This window comes from Pseudomonas sp. AF03-9 (genome assembly GCF_020515815.1).
Lineage (GTDB): Bacteria > Pseudomonadota > Gammaproteobacteria > Pseudomonadales > Pseudomonadaceae > Aquipseudomonas.
Genome location: NZ_JAHPJF010000005.1, coordinates 53,051 through 70,250 on the forward strand (window position 1 = coordinate 53,051; position 17,200 = coordinate 70,250).

13 protein-coding genes and 1 pseudogene are annotated in these 17,200 nt (G+C 62.0%); 8 read left to right on the forward strand and 6 right to left on the reverse strand.

Features of this window, described 5'->3' with window-relative positions; translation table 11 throughout:
* Nucleotides 1-57: 57 nt before the first annotated feature.
* The 5 genes from hslU to LIY36_RS09670 form a co-directional block, all read right to left on the reverse strand.
* Nucleotides 58-1,395 (reverse strand): ATP-dependent protease ATPase subunit HslU, encoded by a 1,338-nt coding sequence (gene hslU, locus LIY36_RS09650; protein WP_012721807.1) that lies wholly within the window; start codon nt 1,393-1,395, stop codon nt 58-60.
* 37 nt (nt 1,396-1,432) lie between these two features.
* Entirely contained in the window at nt 1,433-1,963 is a 531-nt protein-coding gene (gene hslV, locus LIY36_RS09655) for an ATP-dependent protease subunit HslV (RefSeq protein ID WP_003171209.1), read from the reverse strand.
* Between the two features lie 256 nt (nt 1,964-2,219).
* A complete protein-coding gene (locus tag LIY36_RS09660) occupies nt 2,220-2,921 on the reverse strand; it encodes an SPOR domain-containing protein (RefSeq protein WP_192298349.1) in 702 nt (233 codons plus the stop codon).
* 1 nt (nt 2,922) lies between these two features.
* Nucleotides 2,923-4,659, reverse strand: a complete 1,737-nt coding sequence (gene argS / locus LIY36_RS09665; RefSeq protein WP_226455536.1) for an arginine--tRNA ligase — start codon at nt 4,657-4,659, stop codon at nt 2,923-2,925.
* Between the two features lie 182 nt (nt 4,660-4,841).
* Entirely contained in the window at nt 4,842-7,061 is a 2,220-nt protein-coding gene (locus tag LIY36_RS09670; protein WP_192298347.1) for a primosomal protein N', read from the reverse strand.
* A 217-nt stretch (nt 7,062-7,278) separates the two neighbouring features.
* Between LIY36_RS09670 and rpmE the strand changes: the two genes are divergently transcribed.
* Together rpmE and LIY36_RS09680 are read left to right on the forward strand one after the other, a co-directional pair.
* Nucleotides 7,279-7,512 (forward strand): 50S ribosomal protein L31, encoded by a 234-nt coding sequence (rpmE, locus tag LIY36_RS09675; protein WP_005784030.1) that lies wholly within the window; start codon nt 7,279-7,281, stop codon nt 7,510-7,512.
* A gap of 287 nt (nt 7,513-7,799) precedes the next feature.
* Nucleotides 7,800-9,068 carry a malic enzyme-like NAD(P)-binding protein gene (locus tag LIY36_RS09680; RefSeq protein WP_192298346.1) on the forward strand — a complete coding sequence of 423 codons (1,269 nt, stop codon included), beginning with the start codon at nt 7,800-7,802 and terminating at the stop codon, nt 9,066-9,068.
* Nucleotides 9,069-9,206: 138 nt separating this feature from the next.
* Here LIY36_RS09680 and LIY36_RS09685 read toward each other — a convergent pair whose 3' ends face one another.
* The gene (locus LIY36_RS09685; RefSeq protein WP_442962213.1) at nt 9,207-11,669 is read right to left on the reverse strand and encodes a penicillin-binding protein 1A; all 2,463 of its coding nucleotides are present in this window, start codon (nt 11,667-11,669) and stop codon (nt 9,207-9,209) included.
* Between the two features lie 220 nt (nt 11,670-11,889).
* Here LIY36_RS09685 and pilM point away from each other — a divergent pair, with 220 nt between their 5' ends.
* The 6 genes and pseudogenes from pilM (at nt 11,890) to aroB (ending at nt 17,192) form a co-directional block, all read left to right on the forward strand.
* Nucleotides 11,890-12,543, forward strand: coding sequence for a type IV pilus biogenesis protein PilM (gene pilM / locus LIY36_RS09690; protein WP_226455538.1), 654 nt, complete (start codon nt 11,890-11,892; stop codon nt 12,541-12,543).
* Nucleotides 12,543-13,094 (forward strand): PilN domain-containing protein, encoded by a 552-nt coding sequence (locus tag LIY36_RS09695; protein WP_192298343.1) that lies wholly within the window; start codon nt 12,543-12,545, stop codon nt 13,092-13,094. Before pilM ends, LIY36_RS09695 begins: the two co-directional genes overlap by 1 nt.
* Entirely contained in the window at nt 13,091-14,062 is a 972-nt protein-coding gene (locus LIY36_RS09700) for a pilus assembly protein PilP (RefSeq protein WP_226455539.1), read from the forward strand. The genes LIY36_RS09695 and LIY36_RS09700 overlap by 4 nt, the downstream gene beginning before the upstream one ends.
* A gap of 124 nt (nt 14,063-14,186) precedes the next feature.
* A pseudogene (locus tag LIY36_RS09705) lies at nt 14,187-15,443 on the forward strand (type IV pilus secretin PilQ); the annotation flags it as partial.
* Between the two features lie 4 nt (nt 15,444-15,447).
* Entirely contained in the window at nt 15,448-15,966 is a 519-nt protein-coding gene (gene aroK, locus LIY36_RS09710) for a shikimate kinase AroK (protein WP_192298341.1), read from the forward strand.
* A 125-nt stretch (nt 15,967-16,091) separates the two neighbouring features.
* The gene (gene aroB, locus LIY36_RS09715; RefSeq protein ID WP_192298340.1) at nt 16,092-17,192 is read left to right on the forward strand and encodes a 3-dehydroquinate synthase; all 1,101 of its coding nucleotides are present in this window, start codon (nt 16,092-16,094) and stop codon (nt 17,190-17,192) included.
* Nucleotides 17,193-17,200: the final 8 nt, after the last annotated feature.

A 17,200-nucleotide genomic window follows, 5' to 3' on the forward strand; every position in this document is an offset into this window, starting at 1 on the left:
TCGCGGGCAAGCCCAGCTCCCACACAAGCCAGCTCCCACAATTAAAGCAAAGCGGCCTTACAGGATATAACGAGACAAGTCTTCGTTCTGCGCCAATTCGCCCAAGTGGCTGTTGACGTAATCAGCGTCGATCTTGATCACTTCGCCATTCTGCGCCCCAGCCAGATCGCCGGCACTGAAGGACACTTCCTCGAGCAAACGCTCCAGCAAGGTGTGCAGGCGACGGGCACCGATGTTCTCGGTCTTCTCGTTGACCTGCCAGGCAATCTCCGCCAGGCGCTTGATGCCGTCTGGCTGAAACTCGATGCCCAGGCCTTCGGTTTTCAGCAACTCGCGGTACTGCTCGGTCAGCGACGCATGGGGCTCGCTGAGGATGCGCTCGAAGTCGCCCGGGGTCAGCGCCTTGAGCTCCACGCGAATCGGCAGGCGGCCTTGCAGCTCTGGCACCAGGTCGCTTGGCTTGCTCAGGTGGAACGCACCGGAGGCGATAAACAGGATGTGGTCGGTCTTGACCATGCCCAGCTTGGTGTTCACGGTGCAGCCTTCGATCAGCGGCAGCAGGTCGCGCTGCACGCCTTCACGGGATACATCGACGCCACCGGAGTTGCCGCGCTTGGCCACCTTGTCGATCTCATCGATAAACACGATGCCGTGCTGCTCGACCGCTTCCAGGGCCTTGGCCTTGAGTTCTTCTTCGTTCACCAGGCGCCCGGCTTCTTCGTCGCGCACCAGTTTCAGCGCTTCCTTCACCTTGAGCTTGCGGCTTTTTTTCTTGCCCTTGCCCATGTTGGCGAACAGGTTCTGCAACTGACTGGTCATTTCTTCCATGCCAGGCGGGGCGGAGATGTCGACGCCGGACACTTCGGCGACTTCGATCTCGATTTCCTTGTCGTCCAACTGGCCTTCACGCAGGCGCTTGCGGAACAGCTGGCGGGTGTTGGAATCCGAGGCCGGTGCGGCGTCTTCGTTGAACCCCATGCGTGCCGGCGGCAGCAGGGCGTCGAGGATGCGCTCTTCGGCTGCGTCTTCGGCGCGGTGGCTGACCTTGGTCATTTCCTGTTCGCGCAGCAGCTTCAGGGCGGCGTCGGCCAGGTCACGGATGATCGACTCGACATCGCGGCCCACGTAGCCCACTTCGGTGAACTTGGTGGCTTCGACCTTGATGAACGGTGCGTTGGCCAGTTTGGCCAGACGGCGGGCGATCTCGGTTTTACCGACGCCGGTCGGGCCGATCATCAGGATGTTCTTCGGCGTTACTTCAACGCGCAGTTCTTCGGGCAGTTGCATCCGGCGCCAGCGGTTACGCAGTGCGATGGCAACGGCGCGCTTGGCATCGTCCTGGCCGATGATATGGCGGTTGAGTTCGTGGACGATTTCGCGGGGAGTCATGGACATAATGTTTGGCGGCCTCAAGCCGGAATAAGCCTACGGCTTACTCGGCGAGGTCCTGCTCCTCAATGGTCTGGTTGTGGTTGGTGAATACGCAGATGTCACCGGCGATGCCCAGGGCGGTCTCGACGATTTCACGGGCCGACAGGTCGGTTTTCTTCAACAGTGCGCTGGCGGCCGCCTGGGCGTAGCCACCGCCGGAACCCATGGCGATCAGGCCATGCTCGGGCTCAACCACATCGCCGTTACCGGTGATGATCAAGGACGCGTCTTTGTTGGCCACGGCCAGCATGGCTTCAAGGCGGCTGAGGGAGCGGTCGGTGCGCCATTCTTTGGCGAGTTCAACTGCGGCGCGCACGAGGTGGCCCTGGTGTTTTTCCAGCTGGCCTTCGAAACGCTCGAACAGGGTGAAGGCGTCGGCGGTAGCGCCGGCAAAGCCCGCGAGAACCTGGCCGTGGTACAGGCGACGCACTTTCTTGGCGTTGCCTTTCATCACGGTGTTGCCAAGGGAAACCTGGCCGTCGCCGCCCATGACGACTTTGCCGTGGCGACGTACTGAAACGATGGTGGTCAAGGGGAGAGTCTCCACACAGCGGGGCGAAAATGCCCTGGTGAAAACTGATATGGGGATGGTGGGGGGGATTTCAACCGTGGGGGCGGTGTGCGGACGAGTGGTGTGTATTGATCTGACACACTCTTAAGAACGCTGTAGATCAAATGTGGGAGCGGGCTTGCTCGCGAAAGCGGTGTGTCAGCCGCCGAAAATATTGACTGATCTAGCGCATTCGCGAGCAAGCCCGCTCCCACATGGGCCTGCTGTGTTCTTGGGTTTAGCGGCTCTGGCGTTGTTGTAACAACAGGTTGCTGAACCCAGCGCCAGCCAGTTGTTTCTGCGCCACGGTCAGCTGTTCACGGTTGCTGAACGGCCCCACCAGCACGCGATACCAGGTCGCATCCTTCACCGTGCCGGATTCCACGGTCACCGCCTGACCCAGCAGAATGATCTGCGCCCTCACGCGATCCGCATCCGCCTGCTTCGGGAACGAGCCCGCTTGCAGGAAGAACTTGGTCACCGGCGCCGCTTTGGTCTCGGCAACCGGCGGTGCTGGCGGCGGGGTGATCCCGGCCAGCGCGGCCTGGGCCCGTGCGGTGTCGATCTTTGCCGCTTCCGCAGGCGTGACCGGTGTGGTCGGCACTTGTGGGGTCGGCAGGGTTTTCTCCGGCACGGCGTCAGGTGGCACGATCACTTCGGACTCCGGCAACAGTGTGTAGAAGTCGTACTTCGGCTTCACTGGTGCTGTAGGACTTGGCGCGGTCTTGTTGGCTTCGGCCATTTTCGTGATCTTCTGCTGCTCCTGCTTGACCCGTTTGACGTCATCGCCCTTGCCCGGGTCCAGCTTCATCAGGAACACGATAAACGCGCCGACCGACAGGCCGATGGCCATCCACAGCCAGCCCGGGATCGGCTTCTTCGCCGGGGCCTGGTAGCGGCTGGCGCCGCGCTTGGGTGCAGGTTTTTTCTTGGCAGCCAACTTACATGCGCTCCAGGGTTTCCAGGCCCAACAGTTCCAGGCCTTGCTTGAGGGTACGACCAGCCAGGGCGGCGAGGCGCAGGCGGCTTTGCTTCTGCGCTTCGTCGTCGGCGGTGAGGATCGGGCAGTTCTCGTAGAAGCTGGAGAACAGGCCGGCAACTTCATACAGGTAGCTGCACAGGATGTGCGGCGTGCCTTTCTCGCCGACGCTGTTCAGCACTTCGCCGAACTGCGCCAGCTTGGCCGCCAGTTCCTGTTCGTGCGGGGCATCCAGCACGATATGGCCTTCGACTTCGCTGAAGTCCTTGCCCAATTTGCGGAACACGCCGGCCACGCGGGTGTAGGCGTACAGCAGGTACGGCGCAGTGTTGCCTTCGAAGTTGAGCATCAGTTCGAAGTTGAAGCTGTAGTCACTGGTGCGGTGCTTGGACAGGTCGGCGTATTTCACCGCGCCAATGCCCACCACGCGGGCGATGTTGCGCAGGTCGGCCTCGGCCAGCTCCGGGTTCTTTTCCTTGACCAGGGTGTAGGCGCGTTCCTGGGCTTCGTTGAGCAGGTCGATCAGCTTGACGGTGCCGCCGTCGCGGGTCTTGAACGGACGGCCGTCGGCGCCGTTCATGGTGCCGAAGCCCATGTGTTCCATGTGCATCGGGTGGGTCACGAAGCCCGCGCGACGCGCCACTTCGAACACCTGCTGGAAGTGCAGGGCCTGGCGCTGGTCGACGAAGTACAGCGCACGGTCGGCCTTGAGCACGCCGCTGCGGTAGCGCACGGCTGCCAGGTCGGTGGTGGCATACAGGTAGCCGCCGTCAGCCTTGACGATGATCACCGGCAGCGGCTCGCCATCGGCGGTCTTGAATTCTTCGAGGAACACGCACTGCGCGCCGTTGCTTTCGACCAAGAGGCCCTTGGCCTTGAGGTCGTTGACCACGTTGATCAGGTCATCGTTGTAGGCGCTTTCGCCCATTACGTCGGCCATGGTCAATTTGACGTTGAGCAGCTCGTAGATTTCCTGGCAGTGAGACAGGGAAATCTCACGGAAGCGGTTCCACAGCGCCAGGCATTCGGCGTCGCCGGCTTGCAGCTTGACCACCAGGCCACGGGCGCGGTCGGCGAACTCTTCGGATTCGTCGAAGCGCTTCTTCGCGGCACGGTAGAAGTTTTCCAGGTCCGACAGCTCGTTGCTGGTGATCGGGTTTTCTTGCAGGTAGGCCATCAGCATGCCGAACTGGGTGCCCCAGTCGCCCACGTGGTTCTGACGGATCACCGTGTCGCCGAGGAACTCCAGGACGCGGGCCACGCCGTCGCCAATGATGGTGGAGCGCAGGTGGCCCACGTGCATCTCTTTGGCCAGGTTTGGCGCCGACAGGTCGATGACTACGCGCTGGGCGTCGCCGGCCTTGTGCACGCCGATCTTGGCGTCGGCTAGCGCGGCATCGAGGCGCGAGGCCAGGGCCTGGGTGTTCTGGAAGAAGTTGATAAAGCCAGGGCCGGCGATTTCGGCCTTGGTCACGCTGTCATCGGCGGGCAGCGCGGCGATGATTTTTTCCGCCAGGTCACGTGGCTTCATGCCTGCAGGCTTGGACAGCATCATCGCGATGTTGCTGGCAAAGTCGCCGTGGGTCTTGTCGCGGGTATTTTCCACCTGGATCGCCGGCGTCAGGCCTTCAGGCAACACACCTTCGTTGACGAGTTGGGTGAGGGCTTGTTGGATCAGCTGGCGAATGGTGTCTTTCATGGTGTTCTCTTTGTGCCGCAAGCGGCGGCGCGCGATGCGCAGGTGGAAAAACTGGGCATTATCCGTGGCGAGGGCGGGCTTGCCAACCGTTCAGACGGGTTGGCGGACCTGCGGGCCTCATCGCGGGCAAGCCCGCCCCCACATTTAAGGGCGTTCACAATCCAAACAGTGGGACCAATCGATCAATACAGATCCACGGGGTCGACGTCCATCGACCATCGCACTTGCCGGCCGCTGGGCATTTGCTCCAGAGCAAGCAATAGGCTACTTAACAGCCGATGCAATGGTGCTCGCGACGTCGCCTGCAAGAGTAGCTGGGCACGATAACGCCCGGCGCGGCGCTCCATGGGTGCGGGCACCGGGCCGAGCAACTCGATGCCGGTCAGACCCAGCTCACCGAGCAAACGTTCGGCGGCACTGCATGCCTCGTCGAGAAAACCTTCGGCCTGCCCCGGCTTGTGCGCTTCGGCGCGCAGCAAGGCCAAGTGGGCAAACGGCGGCAGGCCGGCGGAGCGGCGTTCGCTCAAGGCCTGTTCAGCGAAGGCAAAGTAACCTTGCTCTGTCAGCTGAATCAGCAGTGGATGGTCGGCCAGGTGTGTCTGGATAATCACTTTGCCCGGCTCTTCAGCGCGCCCCGCACGGCCGGCGACCTGCACGATCAACTGCGCCATGCGCTCGCTGGCGCGGAAGTCGCCGGAGAACAGACCGCCGTCGGCATCCAGGATCGAAACCAGTGTCACCCTGGGGAAATGGTGTCCTTTGGCCAGCATCTGCGTGCCGATCAGAATGCACGGCTGGCCTTTCTGGATGGTGGCGAACAGCTGGTTCATCGCATCTTTGCGCGAGGTACTGTCGCGGTCGACCCGCAACACCGGGTAGTCCGGGAACAGGATGCCCAGGCGCTCTTCGGCCCGTTCGGTGCCCGCGCCCACCGGCCGCAGGTCGACTTTGCCGCACTGCGGGCAGTGGCGTGGCACCCGTTCCACATGGCCACAGTGATGGCAACGCAGCTCGCCGTGGCGCTGATGCACGGTCATGCGCGCGTCGCAGCGCTCGCACTCGGACATCCAGCCGCAGTCATGGCACAACAGCGTCGGCGCAAAGCCGCGACGGTTGAGGAACACCAGCACTTGCTGGCCGGCGGCGAGGGTCTGGCCGATGGCTTGTTGCATCGGCCCGGAAATGCCGCTGTCCAGCGGGCGGCTTTTTACGTCCAGGCGCAGGAAACGTGGCTGTTTGGCGCCGCCTGCACGTTCGTTCAGGCGCAGGAGGCCGTAACGGCCGGTGTAGGCGTTGTGCAGGCTCTCCAGGGACGGCGTGGCCGAACCCAGCACAATCGGGATGTCTTCCTGGCGCGCGCGTACCAGCGCGAGGTCGCGGGCGTGGTAGCGCAGGCCTTCCTGCTGTTTGTAGGAACCGTCGTGTTCTTCGTCGATGATGATCAGCCCGGGGTTTTTCATCGGGGTGAACAGCGCCGAGCGGGTGCCGATAATAATGTCGGCCTCGCCATCTCGTGCGGCGAGCCAGGACTCCAGGCGTTCGCGGTCGTTGACCGCCGAGTGCACCAGGGCGATGCGCGCGTTGAAGCGTTGCTCGAAACGCGCCAGGGTCTGCGGGCCCAGGTTGATCTCGGGGATCAACACCAGCGCCTGTTTGCCGGCCTGCAGGGTTTCGCGGATCAGTTGCAAATACACTTCGGTCTTGCCACTGCCGGTGACCCCGGCCAGCAGGAACGCGTGGAAACTGTCGAAGCCTGCACGGATCGCCTCGTAGGCAGCGCGTTGCTCGGGGTTCAGCGGCAGTTCCGGTTGGGCCAGCCAGTGTTCGTGACGTGGGTCGGGGGCGTGCTTGCGGATTTCCACCTGCACCAGGCCCTTGGCCAGCAGCAGGTCGAGACTGTCTTTGCTCAGCATCAGCTTGCTTAACAGCTGATGGGCCACGCCATGGGGATGCTGCGCCAGGGTGGCCAGGGCCTCACGCTGACGCGGGGCGCGGGCGATGCGCGGGTCATCGAGGCGCGCGCCGGGCACCATCGACCAGAAACGTTCCTGGCGCGCTTCGGCCAGTTCGCCCTGGCGCAGCAGCACCGGCAGCGCCCAGCTCAGGGTGTCGCCGAGGCTGTGCTGGTAATACTGGGCGGTCCACAGGCACAGCTTGAACAGCGCGGGCGGCAGCGGTGGCGTGGCGTCGAGGATTGCCAGTGCAGGCTTGAGCTTCTCTGCCGGCACTTCGCTGTGGTCGGTGACTTCCACTAGGATGCCGATCATTTCCCGGCGCCCGAACGGCACGCGCACGCGCATGCCTGGTTGCAACTGCGTCCGCAGCACGCCGGCCGGGGCCCGGTAGTCGAACAGGCGGCGCAGGGGCGAAGGCAGGGCGAGGCGCAAGATGGCGTCGGGCACGCGGGGGTCTCATCTATAAAGGCAGGCGGTGGCGCAGGGGCGGGAGCCTAGCAGACAGGGGAGGGCTTGGGGTAGCCGATGGTTTTCTGATGAAAGGAAGTTTCACGCCCAAAGCGCCGCTTGCGCGTTTAAAAAGGTCTGGTAGAATCCGCGGCCTAATTACGTGCGGTATTCGACAATAGTGTCGAGTGGCGGCACGCAGCCCGAGGAAGTCACCATGAAAGCCGATATCCATCCAGCGTACGAAACCATCGAAGTAACCTGCAGCTGCGGTAACAAGTTCGAAACTCGTTCGAACCTGTGCAAGCCACTGGGTACTGACGTATGCAACGAGTGCCACCCGTTCTACACCGGTAAGCAGAAAACTCTGGACACCGGCGGCCGTGTACAGCGCTTTGCTGACCGTTTCGGCGCTTTCGGCAAGAAGCCTGCTGCTACTCCAGCAGAGTAAGGCTGAAAAGCCCCCTGGGCTTTTCCTGCTGAAAAAAGAGGCGTCCCTTGTGGACGCCTTTTTTGTGCCTGGAATTTGAGAGAATCGCATTTAATTGATGCATTAATAAAAAATTGTAGACATTTTTTTAGGCGATTGTGAACAGTTGAGCCCTTGTATCCCGTGGCCTTAGACCAAAGTACGTCGGTTTGGGGCCTTGACACCGGTGACTACCCAGTCTTGTAGGGACTTTACGACACGCGTATCCTCGGCGGTCCGTCGACCAACAGTAAAAGCGGAATGCCGATATGTCTGATTTGAAAACTGCCGCTCTCGAATATCATGCCCATCCTCGTCCAGGAAAGCTGAGTGTAGAGCTCACCAAAGCCACCGCCACCGCCCGCGACCTGTCGCTGGCCTACAGCCCTGGCGTGGCCGAGCCCGTACGTGAAATCGCACGCGACCCTGAGCTGGCGTACAAGTACACCGGCAAAGGCAACCTCGTTGCAGTGATTTCCGATGGCACCGCGATTCTGGGCCTGGGCAACCTTGGCCCATTGGCTTCCAAGCCGGTCATGGAAGGCAAGGGCGTGCTGTTCAAGCGCTTTGCCGGCATTGACGTTTTCGACATCGAAGTCGATTCCGAGAGCCCGCAGGCTTTCATCGACACCGTAAAGCGCATTTCCATCACTTTCGGTGGCATCAACCTGGAAGACATCAAGGCACCTGAGTGCTTCGAGATCGAAAAGGCCCTGATCGAACAGTGCGACATTCCGGTATTCCACGATGACCAGCACGGCACCGCGATCGTTACCGCGGCCGGCATGATCAACGCCCTGGAAATCGCCGGCAAGACCCTGGCTGACGCCAAGATCGTCTGCCTGGGCGCCGGTGCGGCAGCTATCTCGTGCATGAAGCTGATCGTGAGCATGGGCGCCAAGCTGGAAAACATCTACATGGTCGACAGCAAGGGCGTGATCCAGTCCGAGCGCACCGACCTGAACCAGTACAAGGCGATGTTTGCCCACCCGTCCTCCAAGCGCACCCTGGCTGATGCCCTTGACGGTGCAGACGTGTTCGTCGGCCTGTCCGGCCCGAACCTGCTGAGCGCCGAAGGCCTGAAGTCCATGGCGGCCAACCCGATCGTGTTCGCCTGCTCCAACCCGGACCCAGAGATCGCGCCGGAACTGGCTCACGCCACCCGTAACGACGTGATCATGGCTACCGGCCGTTCGGACTACCCGAACCAGGTCAACAACGTACTGGGCTTCCCGTTCATCTTCCGTGGCGCCTTGGACGTTCGCGCCAAGCGCATCAACGAAGAGATGAAAGTGGCTGCCGCTAACGCCCTGCGCGAACTGGCCAAGCTGCCGGTGCCTCAGGACGTATGCGACGCCTACGGCGGCGCCAAGCTGGAATTCGGTCGTGAGTACATCATTCCGAAGCCAATGGACAAGCGCCTGATCACCCTGATCTCCGATGCCGTGGCCAAAGCCGCCATCGAGACCGGTGTGGCCACCCTGCCGTATCCGAAGAACTACCCGCTGCAAAGCGTGGATGATGTGTTCAACGGCTAAGCCGTTGTAGCGCACCAACAAAAAGCCCCGGCTCTCGCGAGTCGGGGCTTTTTGCTGTGTGGTGATTTGTTTGAGCCTTGCACAGATCTAAATGTGGGGCCAGCTCCCACAGAAGCCAGCTGCCACACTGGATCTGCATCAGAACAGATCGATCGGCGCCGCCTCGTCTGCAGGCAGCGGGCTGCCTGGCACCACACCATTGCCCAGTTCATTGACCGACGGCGGCGTGTCTTCGCTCTTGAACAGTTCGAAGTACGCATTCGGCGTGCTTGGCGAGGCGGCGCGGCCACTGACCGGATCGATCCGCAGGCTGAGAATGCCTTCCGGCTCCGGCTGGGTATGCAACGGCTTGTCCTTCAAGGCAGCGCCCATGTAGCTCATCCAGATCGGCAGCGCGACGGTGCCGCCGAATTCGCGACGGCCGAGGCTTTCCGGCTGGTCGTAGCCGGTCCATACGGTGGTCACGTAGTCGCCGTTGTAGCCGGAGAACCAGGCGTCCTTGGAGTCGTTGGTGGTGCCGGTCTTGCCTGCGATGTCCGCACGGCCGAGGGCCAGGGCACGGCGGCCGGTGCCTTTCTTGATCACATCTTCAAGGATGCTGTTGAGGATGTAGGTGGTGCGACCATCCACAATCCGTTCGGCCACTGCCGGCGCCTGTGGCTCGGCAGGTATGGCGGCGTTGGCGGCCGGCGTGGCGCCTGGCGTCGGTTCGATGGTGATACCGCCGTTGCTCGGCGCGGCCAGGCCGTCCGTGGCGGCGATGCCGTTGACCACATCACCCGGCACCCGTGGTGGGTTGGCGGTGAACAGGGTGTCGCCATTGCGGCTTTCGATCTTGTCGATCAGGTACGGCGTGATCTTGTAGCCGCCGTTGGCAAAGGTGCTCCAGCCGGTGGCGATTTCCATTGGCGTGAGGGTCGCGGTGCCCAGGGCCAGGGACAGGTTCGGCGGCAGGTCCGACTTGTTGAAGCCAAAGCGCGTCATGTAGTCGATGGTCTTGCCGACGCCCATCGCTTGCAGCAGGCGGATCGATACCAGGTTGCGCGACTTGTACAGCGCCTCGCGGATACGGATCGGGCCGAGGAAGGTGTTAGTGTCGTTCTTCGGACGCCAGACCTTGTCCAGGTACTCGTCGACAAACACGATCGGGGCATCGTTGACCAGGCTGGCGGCTGTGTAGCCGTTATCCAGCGCGGCGCTGTAAATGAACGGCTTGAAGCTCGAGCCCGGCTGGCGCTTGGCCTGGGTGGCGCGGTTGTAGTTGCTCTGCTCGAAGGCAAAGCCGCCGACCAGGGCGCGGATCGCACCGTTCTGCGGGTCCAGGGAGACCAGCGCGCCCTGGGCGACCGGCACCTGGCTGAATTTGAGGCTATCGTCCTTCTGGCGTTGCACGCGGATCAAATCGCCCACCTGCGCCACATCCGACGGCTGCCTGGGCATCGGGCCCATGCTGTTGGTGTTCAGGAACGGGCGGGCCCACTTCATGCTGTCCCACGACACATGGGCTTCGCCGGTGCGGGTCAGCACCTGCACGCCGTCTTTCTTCACCTGGGTCACGATGGCCGGCTCCAGGCCGCTGATTGCGCGCTGCTTGCCCAGTTCGGTGGTCCACGCGCTCAGGGTCTTGCCCGGCAGACGCGATTCGGGGCCGCGGTAGCCGTGGCGCTGGTCGTAGGTGATCAGGCCGGAATGCACGGCGTTGTTGGCGATTTCCTGGGTGTCGCTCGGAACGGTCGTGGTGACGCGGAAACCTTCGGTGTAGGCCTCGCTGCCATACCGGCCGACCATCTCGGCACGGGCCATTTCGGCGATATACGGTGCGTTCACTTCCGGCGTCGGCACGTGGTAACTGGCGTTCAACGGCTCGGCCACGGCGGTTTCGTAGGCGTGCTGGTCGATCTTGCCCAGCTTGTACATGCGCCCCAGGATCCAGTCGCGGCGCTCTTTGCTGCGCGCCGGGTTGGCCAGTGGGTTGAAGCGCGACGGCGCCTTGGGCAGGCCGGCGATCATCGCCATCTGCGCCAGGCTGGCATCACGAATCGACTTGCCGTAGTAGACCTGCGACGCCGCCTCGATGCCGTAGGCACGGTTGCCCAGGTAGATCTTGTTGACGTACAGCTCAAGGATCTCGTCCTTGGTCAACTGGCGTTCAATCTGCAAGGCCAGCAGGATCTCTGTGGCCTTGCGCGAAAAACTGCGTTCGCTGGTGAGGAAGAAGTTCTTCGCCACCTGCATGGTGATGGTGCTGCCGCCGGATTGAATGTGTCCGCTTTTTACCAATTGCGTGGCTGCACGCACCAGGCTGCTTGGGTCGACGCCGTAGTGGTTGGCGAAATTGTCGTCTTCGGCCGACAGCAAGGCGCTGATGAAATTGGGCGGAATATCGGCAAAACGGATCGGGGTGCGGCGCATTTCACCGAACTCCGCGATCAGCTTTTCATCGCTGCTGTAGACCCGCAAAGGAATCTGCAACTGGATACTTCTGAGTGCCTCTACGGAGGGTAAACCCGGACTAAGGTAGAGGTAGGCCCCGCTGAGTACGAGCAGCAGCCCGCAGACGATCGCGACAATGGAGTACCCGAAAAACTTCAGCAGACGAATCAAGGCTTTTGGATTTCCAGAGAAAAGAATGGGTTAGGCGTCGGGGCATGCATGGCAAACGATGGATCGACCCGGGCTGCAGATAAAAGCGGGGAAAAACGCTGCGCATTAAAGCATTTTTCGGCTTGGGGCGTCATTCGCGCCTCTCAAACAAGCCGACCGAATGCACGGTGCGCGGCAGCAATCAGGCGGTATGACAGGGAAAGTTTTGGGGAGTTTTATGAAAAAGGGATTTTTCAGGCGAAAAGTCGCCAGCGTCCTGGGCGTCGATCTTAATGATCAGGAGATCAAGCTGGTCGAACTGGGCCGTTCAATTCGCGGTTACAGCGTGCAAGGCTATGTCATCCAGGCGTTGCCGGCCCATGTGGTGGTCGATGGCGCCGTGCTCGACCTTGCGGCTGCCGGGCAGGCGCTGCGCCAGGCGTTGTCGCGGCTGCACACATCGACCAGGTACGCGGCCGTTGCCGTGGCGGGGCCTTCGGTCATCACGCAGGTGATCGAAATGGAGGCTGGGCTCAGCGACGACGAGATGGGCTGGAAGATCCAGATGGAGGCGGATCAATACATTCCCTATCCACTGGATGACATGGCGCTCGACTTTTATGTGCAGGGCCCTTGTGCCCATGACCCCATGCGCGTCGAGGTGCTGCTGGCGGCGTGCCTCAGGGAACAGGTCGAGGCACGCGCGGCGGTCCTGGCCCTGGCTGGGTTGATGCCGAGGGTGGTGGACATAGAACGGTTTGCATTGGCGCGCGCTTGCCTTCAGGATTTCCCCAGCTTCACGCCGAGCCATCAAGTCGATGGCGAACGATGGGCTATGGATGCCCAGGGAATGGGAGTTGCTTGCGGGTTGGCCCTGAGGAGTTTCGCTTGATGACACGAATCAACCTATTACCCTGGCGCCAGGCACTCGCGCAGCGGCGGCGCAAATTTTTCCTGATGTTGCTGCTGGCATTCGCTGGTGTGGCGCTCGCAGCGGTGTGGCTGGCCAATCAAGTGATCGACCAAGCCATCGACCGCCAGGTCACGCGCAATAGCCGCGTCGATAGCGACATTGCGGTCCTGGATGCGCGCATCAAGACCATCGACGACCTGCACGTGCAAGGCCGGCAATTGGCGCAGCGCATGAAGGTGGTCGAGGACTTGCACGACGCTCGCTCGTCCGGCGCCCAGCTGTTGGACCAGTTGGCGCGCGCGGTGCCTGATGGCGTGCACCTGCATGAGGTGGTGGCCAAGGGCGATGCGGTGAGTGTCCGTGGCAGTGCCGAGTCCAGCCAGGATATTGCCCAATTGATGCGCCGCCTGGAGGCCTCGCAAGGTGCCAGCGCCACCCGCTTGCAACATGTTCGAACGGAAGGCGTGCGTGGCGACAATGAATTCCAGTTGATGGTGCGCAAGGGAGCGCCAGGCGAGGTTCAGCCATGAGCCGGGTCAGGCTCGATGTCGGCTCGCTCTATCACAACGCTGCAACATGGCCTTTGGCAGGCAAGCTCTTGTCAGGCTGTGCGCTGGCAGGGTTGGTGCTGCTGGTGGGCGATAGGCTGTATCTCGACGCGTCACAGGACCGTTTGCGCCAGGCTGAACTGAACGGCGTGGCGCTTGAGCAGCAATTGGCGCAAAAAAGCGTGCTGGCTGCCGGCCTTGAACAGCGTACCCAGCAGTTGCAGGTGCTGCGCGAGCAGGTCGAGGCGCGTTGGCGGCAATTGCCCGGCGAGTCCGCAATGCCCGGTCTGCTTGACGACACGGCGCGGTTGGCGCTGGCCAATGGTCTGTTGGTAGAAAGCATCACGCCGTTGGATGAGCAGGCGCGTCCGTTCTATATCGAGCAGCCGGTGCAGATTGGCGTCAGCGGGACCTTTCACGACCTGGCAAGGTTCGTGAGTGCCCTGGGCGGCCTGTCGCGGATCACCACGGTGCATGACCTCGCCCTGCGGCCTGACGGCAAGCTGTTGCGCCTTGATCTGCTGGCCAGGACTTATTGGCGCGCGCAGCAAAGCGCTGGGGTGGGTGAGTACGTGGCGCAGGCCCCGTCCTTTGTCTACGACCCCCAGGGATTGCGCGATCCTTTCCAGCCCCTTGCGGTTCAAGTCACCCGCACCCGTGGTCGGCCGGCCCAAGCGCCGGACCTTGCTCGGCCACGGGGCATCCTCGAAGCGCTGGCGGTCGATCAATTCGAAATGGTCGGCACCCTGTCCCGTGGTATGCAGGCCTTTGTCTTGCTGCGTGCGGCTTCCGAAGTGCATCGGCTGGCGGTCGGCGACTACCTCGGGCCGCATCACGGTCGGATCACCGCCATCTACGCCGGGCATATCGAGCTGGTCGAGTTATTTCCCGATGAACAGGGTGACTGGTTGGAGCGCCCGCGAACCCTCGCGTTAAACGTCAACTCATAACGGAATAAAACCAATGAAAAGGACTTTCCTGTCCTTCGGTGTGGCGCTATGGATAGCGTTCACGGCACCGATGGCTGCTGCTGTGCCCAATCGCGTCGACCTGATCCACCTGCCGCCCCCGGTGGCGGGTGCTGGCGACAAGCTCAACCTCAACTTCCAGAATGTCGAGCTGCGCGCCGTGTTGCAGCAAATTGCCGATGTGGCGGGCCTCAACCTGGTGGCCGGCGACGACGTGCAAGGCTCGATTACCCTGCGGCTCAAGGATGTGCCCTGGGACCAGGCGCTGGACTTGGTGTTGCAAGCCAAAGGCCTGGATAAACGGATCAAGGCCGGTGCCTTGCTGGTTGCACCCGCCGAGGAGTTGGCCGCGCGTGAATTGCTGAGTTTGGAATCGCGCCGGCAGATGGCCGAATTGGCGCCGCTGCGCCGGGAACTGTTGCAGGTCAACTACGCCAAGGCCGCTGATCTGGCCAAACTGTTCCAGTCGATGAGCGGGTTTGAGGGTGTCACCGATGAGCGTGGCTCGGTGGCGGTGGATGAACGCACCAATAACATCATTGCCTACCAGACCGGCGAGCGCCTGGAGGAGCTGCGGCGGATTGTGGCGCAACTGGATATTCCGGTGCGCCAGGTGATGATCGAAGCGCGGATTGTCGAGGCCAACGTGGATTACGACAAAAGCCTCGGGGCGCGCTGGGGCGGACGGCTCAATCGTGGAAACTGGGCGGGCGGGGGCATCCGCAAGCCGTTGCCGGAAGGCGCGGAGCTGCCGGAAAGCCCGCCCAGCTCGCCGTTTGTCGATTTGGGGGCGATTACCGGCACCTCGGGGCTGGGCGTGGCCTACGTCACCGACAACCTGCTGCTGGACCTGGAACTGACCGCCATGGAGAAAACCGGTAACGGCGAAATCGTCTCACAGCCCAAGGTGGTTACATCCGATAAGGAAACCGCACGCATCCTCAAGGGCACCGAGATTCCGTACCAGGAATCGAGCTCCAGCGGCGCCACATCGGTGTCGTTCAAGGAGGCCTCGCTGTCCCTGGAGGTCACCCCGCAGATCACCCCGGATGACCGCGTGATCATGGAGGTCAAGGTCACCAAGGACGAGCCCGACTACCTGAATAAACTCAACGATGTGCCGCCGATCAAGAAGAACGAAGTCAACGCCAAGGTGCTGGTCCGGGATGGCGAGACCATTGTCATTGGCGGAGTTTTCTCCAATACCCAAAGCAAAGTGGTAGATAAAGTGCCATTTTTGGGCGATGTGCCGTATCTTGGCCGCCTTTTCCGGCGCGATGTGCTGGCGGAGAAAAAATCCGAGCTGCTGGTATTCCTGACTCCGCGTATTATGAATAACCAGGCGATTGCTGTGAGTCGTTGATTCTGTGCGAAATTTGATTCTTGTAGGACCGATGGGCGCTGGAAAAAGCACCATCGGCCGTTTGCTTGCCAAAGAGCTGCGCCTGCCATTCAAAGATTCCGACAAGGAAATTGAAGTGCGCACGGGTGCCAATATCCCATGGATCTTCGATAAGGAAGGCGAACTGGGCTTTCGGGACCGCGAGCAGGCGATGATCGCCGAGCTGTGCGGCCTCGACGGCGTGGTATTGGCCACCGGCGGTGGCGCAGTCATGCGCGAAGAGAACCGTCGGGCACTGCATGCCGGTGGTCGGGTGGTTTACCTGCATGCCTCGGTCGAGCAACAGGTTGGCCGCACCGCCCGCGATCGCAATCGCCCGCTGCTGCGCACGGCCAACCCGGAAAAAACCTTGCGGGACCTGCTGGCGCTGCGCGATCCGCTGTATCGGGAGATCGCCGATCTGGTGGTGGAAACCGATGAGCGGCCACCTCGGATGGTGGTCCTCGATATTCTTGAGCGCCTGCAACGGCTGCCACCCCGTTAAAGCCAGGCCCGAAATGCGCTATTCTCGGCGGCGCGCCATCACCCTCTGGGGTGTGGCGTAGAGCCATCAGGCAACGCCGAGTCTCGACGTTGCCGGTCGTCAATACATCTCTAACGCGGGGACACATGCAGACACTTAAGGTCGATCTAGGCGAGCGCAGCTACCCGATCCATATTGGCGAAGGTCTGCTGGACCAGCCCGAGTTGCTCGCACCGCATATTGCCGGGCGGCAAGTGGCGATCATCTCCAACGAAACGGTCGCGCCGCTGTATCTTGAGCGTCTGAGCCGCAGTCTTGCGGCGTATTCGGTGATCTCGGTGATCCTGCCCGACGGCGAAGCCCACAAGAACTGGGAAACCCTGCAACTGATCTTTGATGGCCTGCTCACCGCGCGCCATGACCGCCGCACCACCGTGATCGCCCTGGGCGGCGGTGTGATCGGCGACATGGCCGGCTTTGCGGCGGCCTGCTACCAGCGTGGCGTGGACTTTATCCAGGTGCCGACCACCTTGCTGTCCCAGGTCGACTCGTCGGTGGGCGGCAAGACCGGTATCAACCATCCGCTGGGCAAGAATATGGTTGGCGCGTTCTACCAGCCTCAGGCTGTGCTGATCGACACCGCCACCCTCAATACCTTGCCGCCGCGCGAGTTGTCGGCGGGCCTGGCGGAAGTCATCAAGTACGGGCTGATCTGCGATGAGCCGTTCCTGGCCTGGCTGGAAGAGCACGTCGACGCCCTGCGCAACCTCGATCAGGTCGCCCTCACCGAAGCGATTTCCCGCTCCTGCGCCGCCAAGGCGCTGGTGGTGAATGCCGATGAACGGGAGTCCGGCGTACGGGCCACCCTGAACCTCGGCCACACCTTCGGCCATGCGATCGAAACGCACATGGGCTATGGTGTGTGGTTGCATGGGGAGGCCGTAGCGGCTGGCACAGTAATGGCATTGGACATGTCGCAGCGCCTGGGCTGGATCAGTGCCCAGGAGCGCGATCGTGGTATCCGCCTGTTCCAGCGCGCCGGTTTGCCGGTCATTCCGCCTGAGGAAATGACCGAGGCGGACTTCCTCGAACATATGGCGATAGACAAGAAAGTGATCGACGGTCGACTACGACTGGTGCTGTTGCGCCGCATGGGCGAAGCGGTGGTGACCGACGATTATCCAAAAGAGATTCTACAGGCCACGCTGGGAGCGGATTACCGCGCCCTGGCTCAGCTGAAAGGTTAACCAGATTC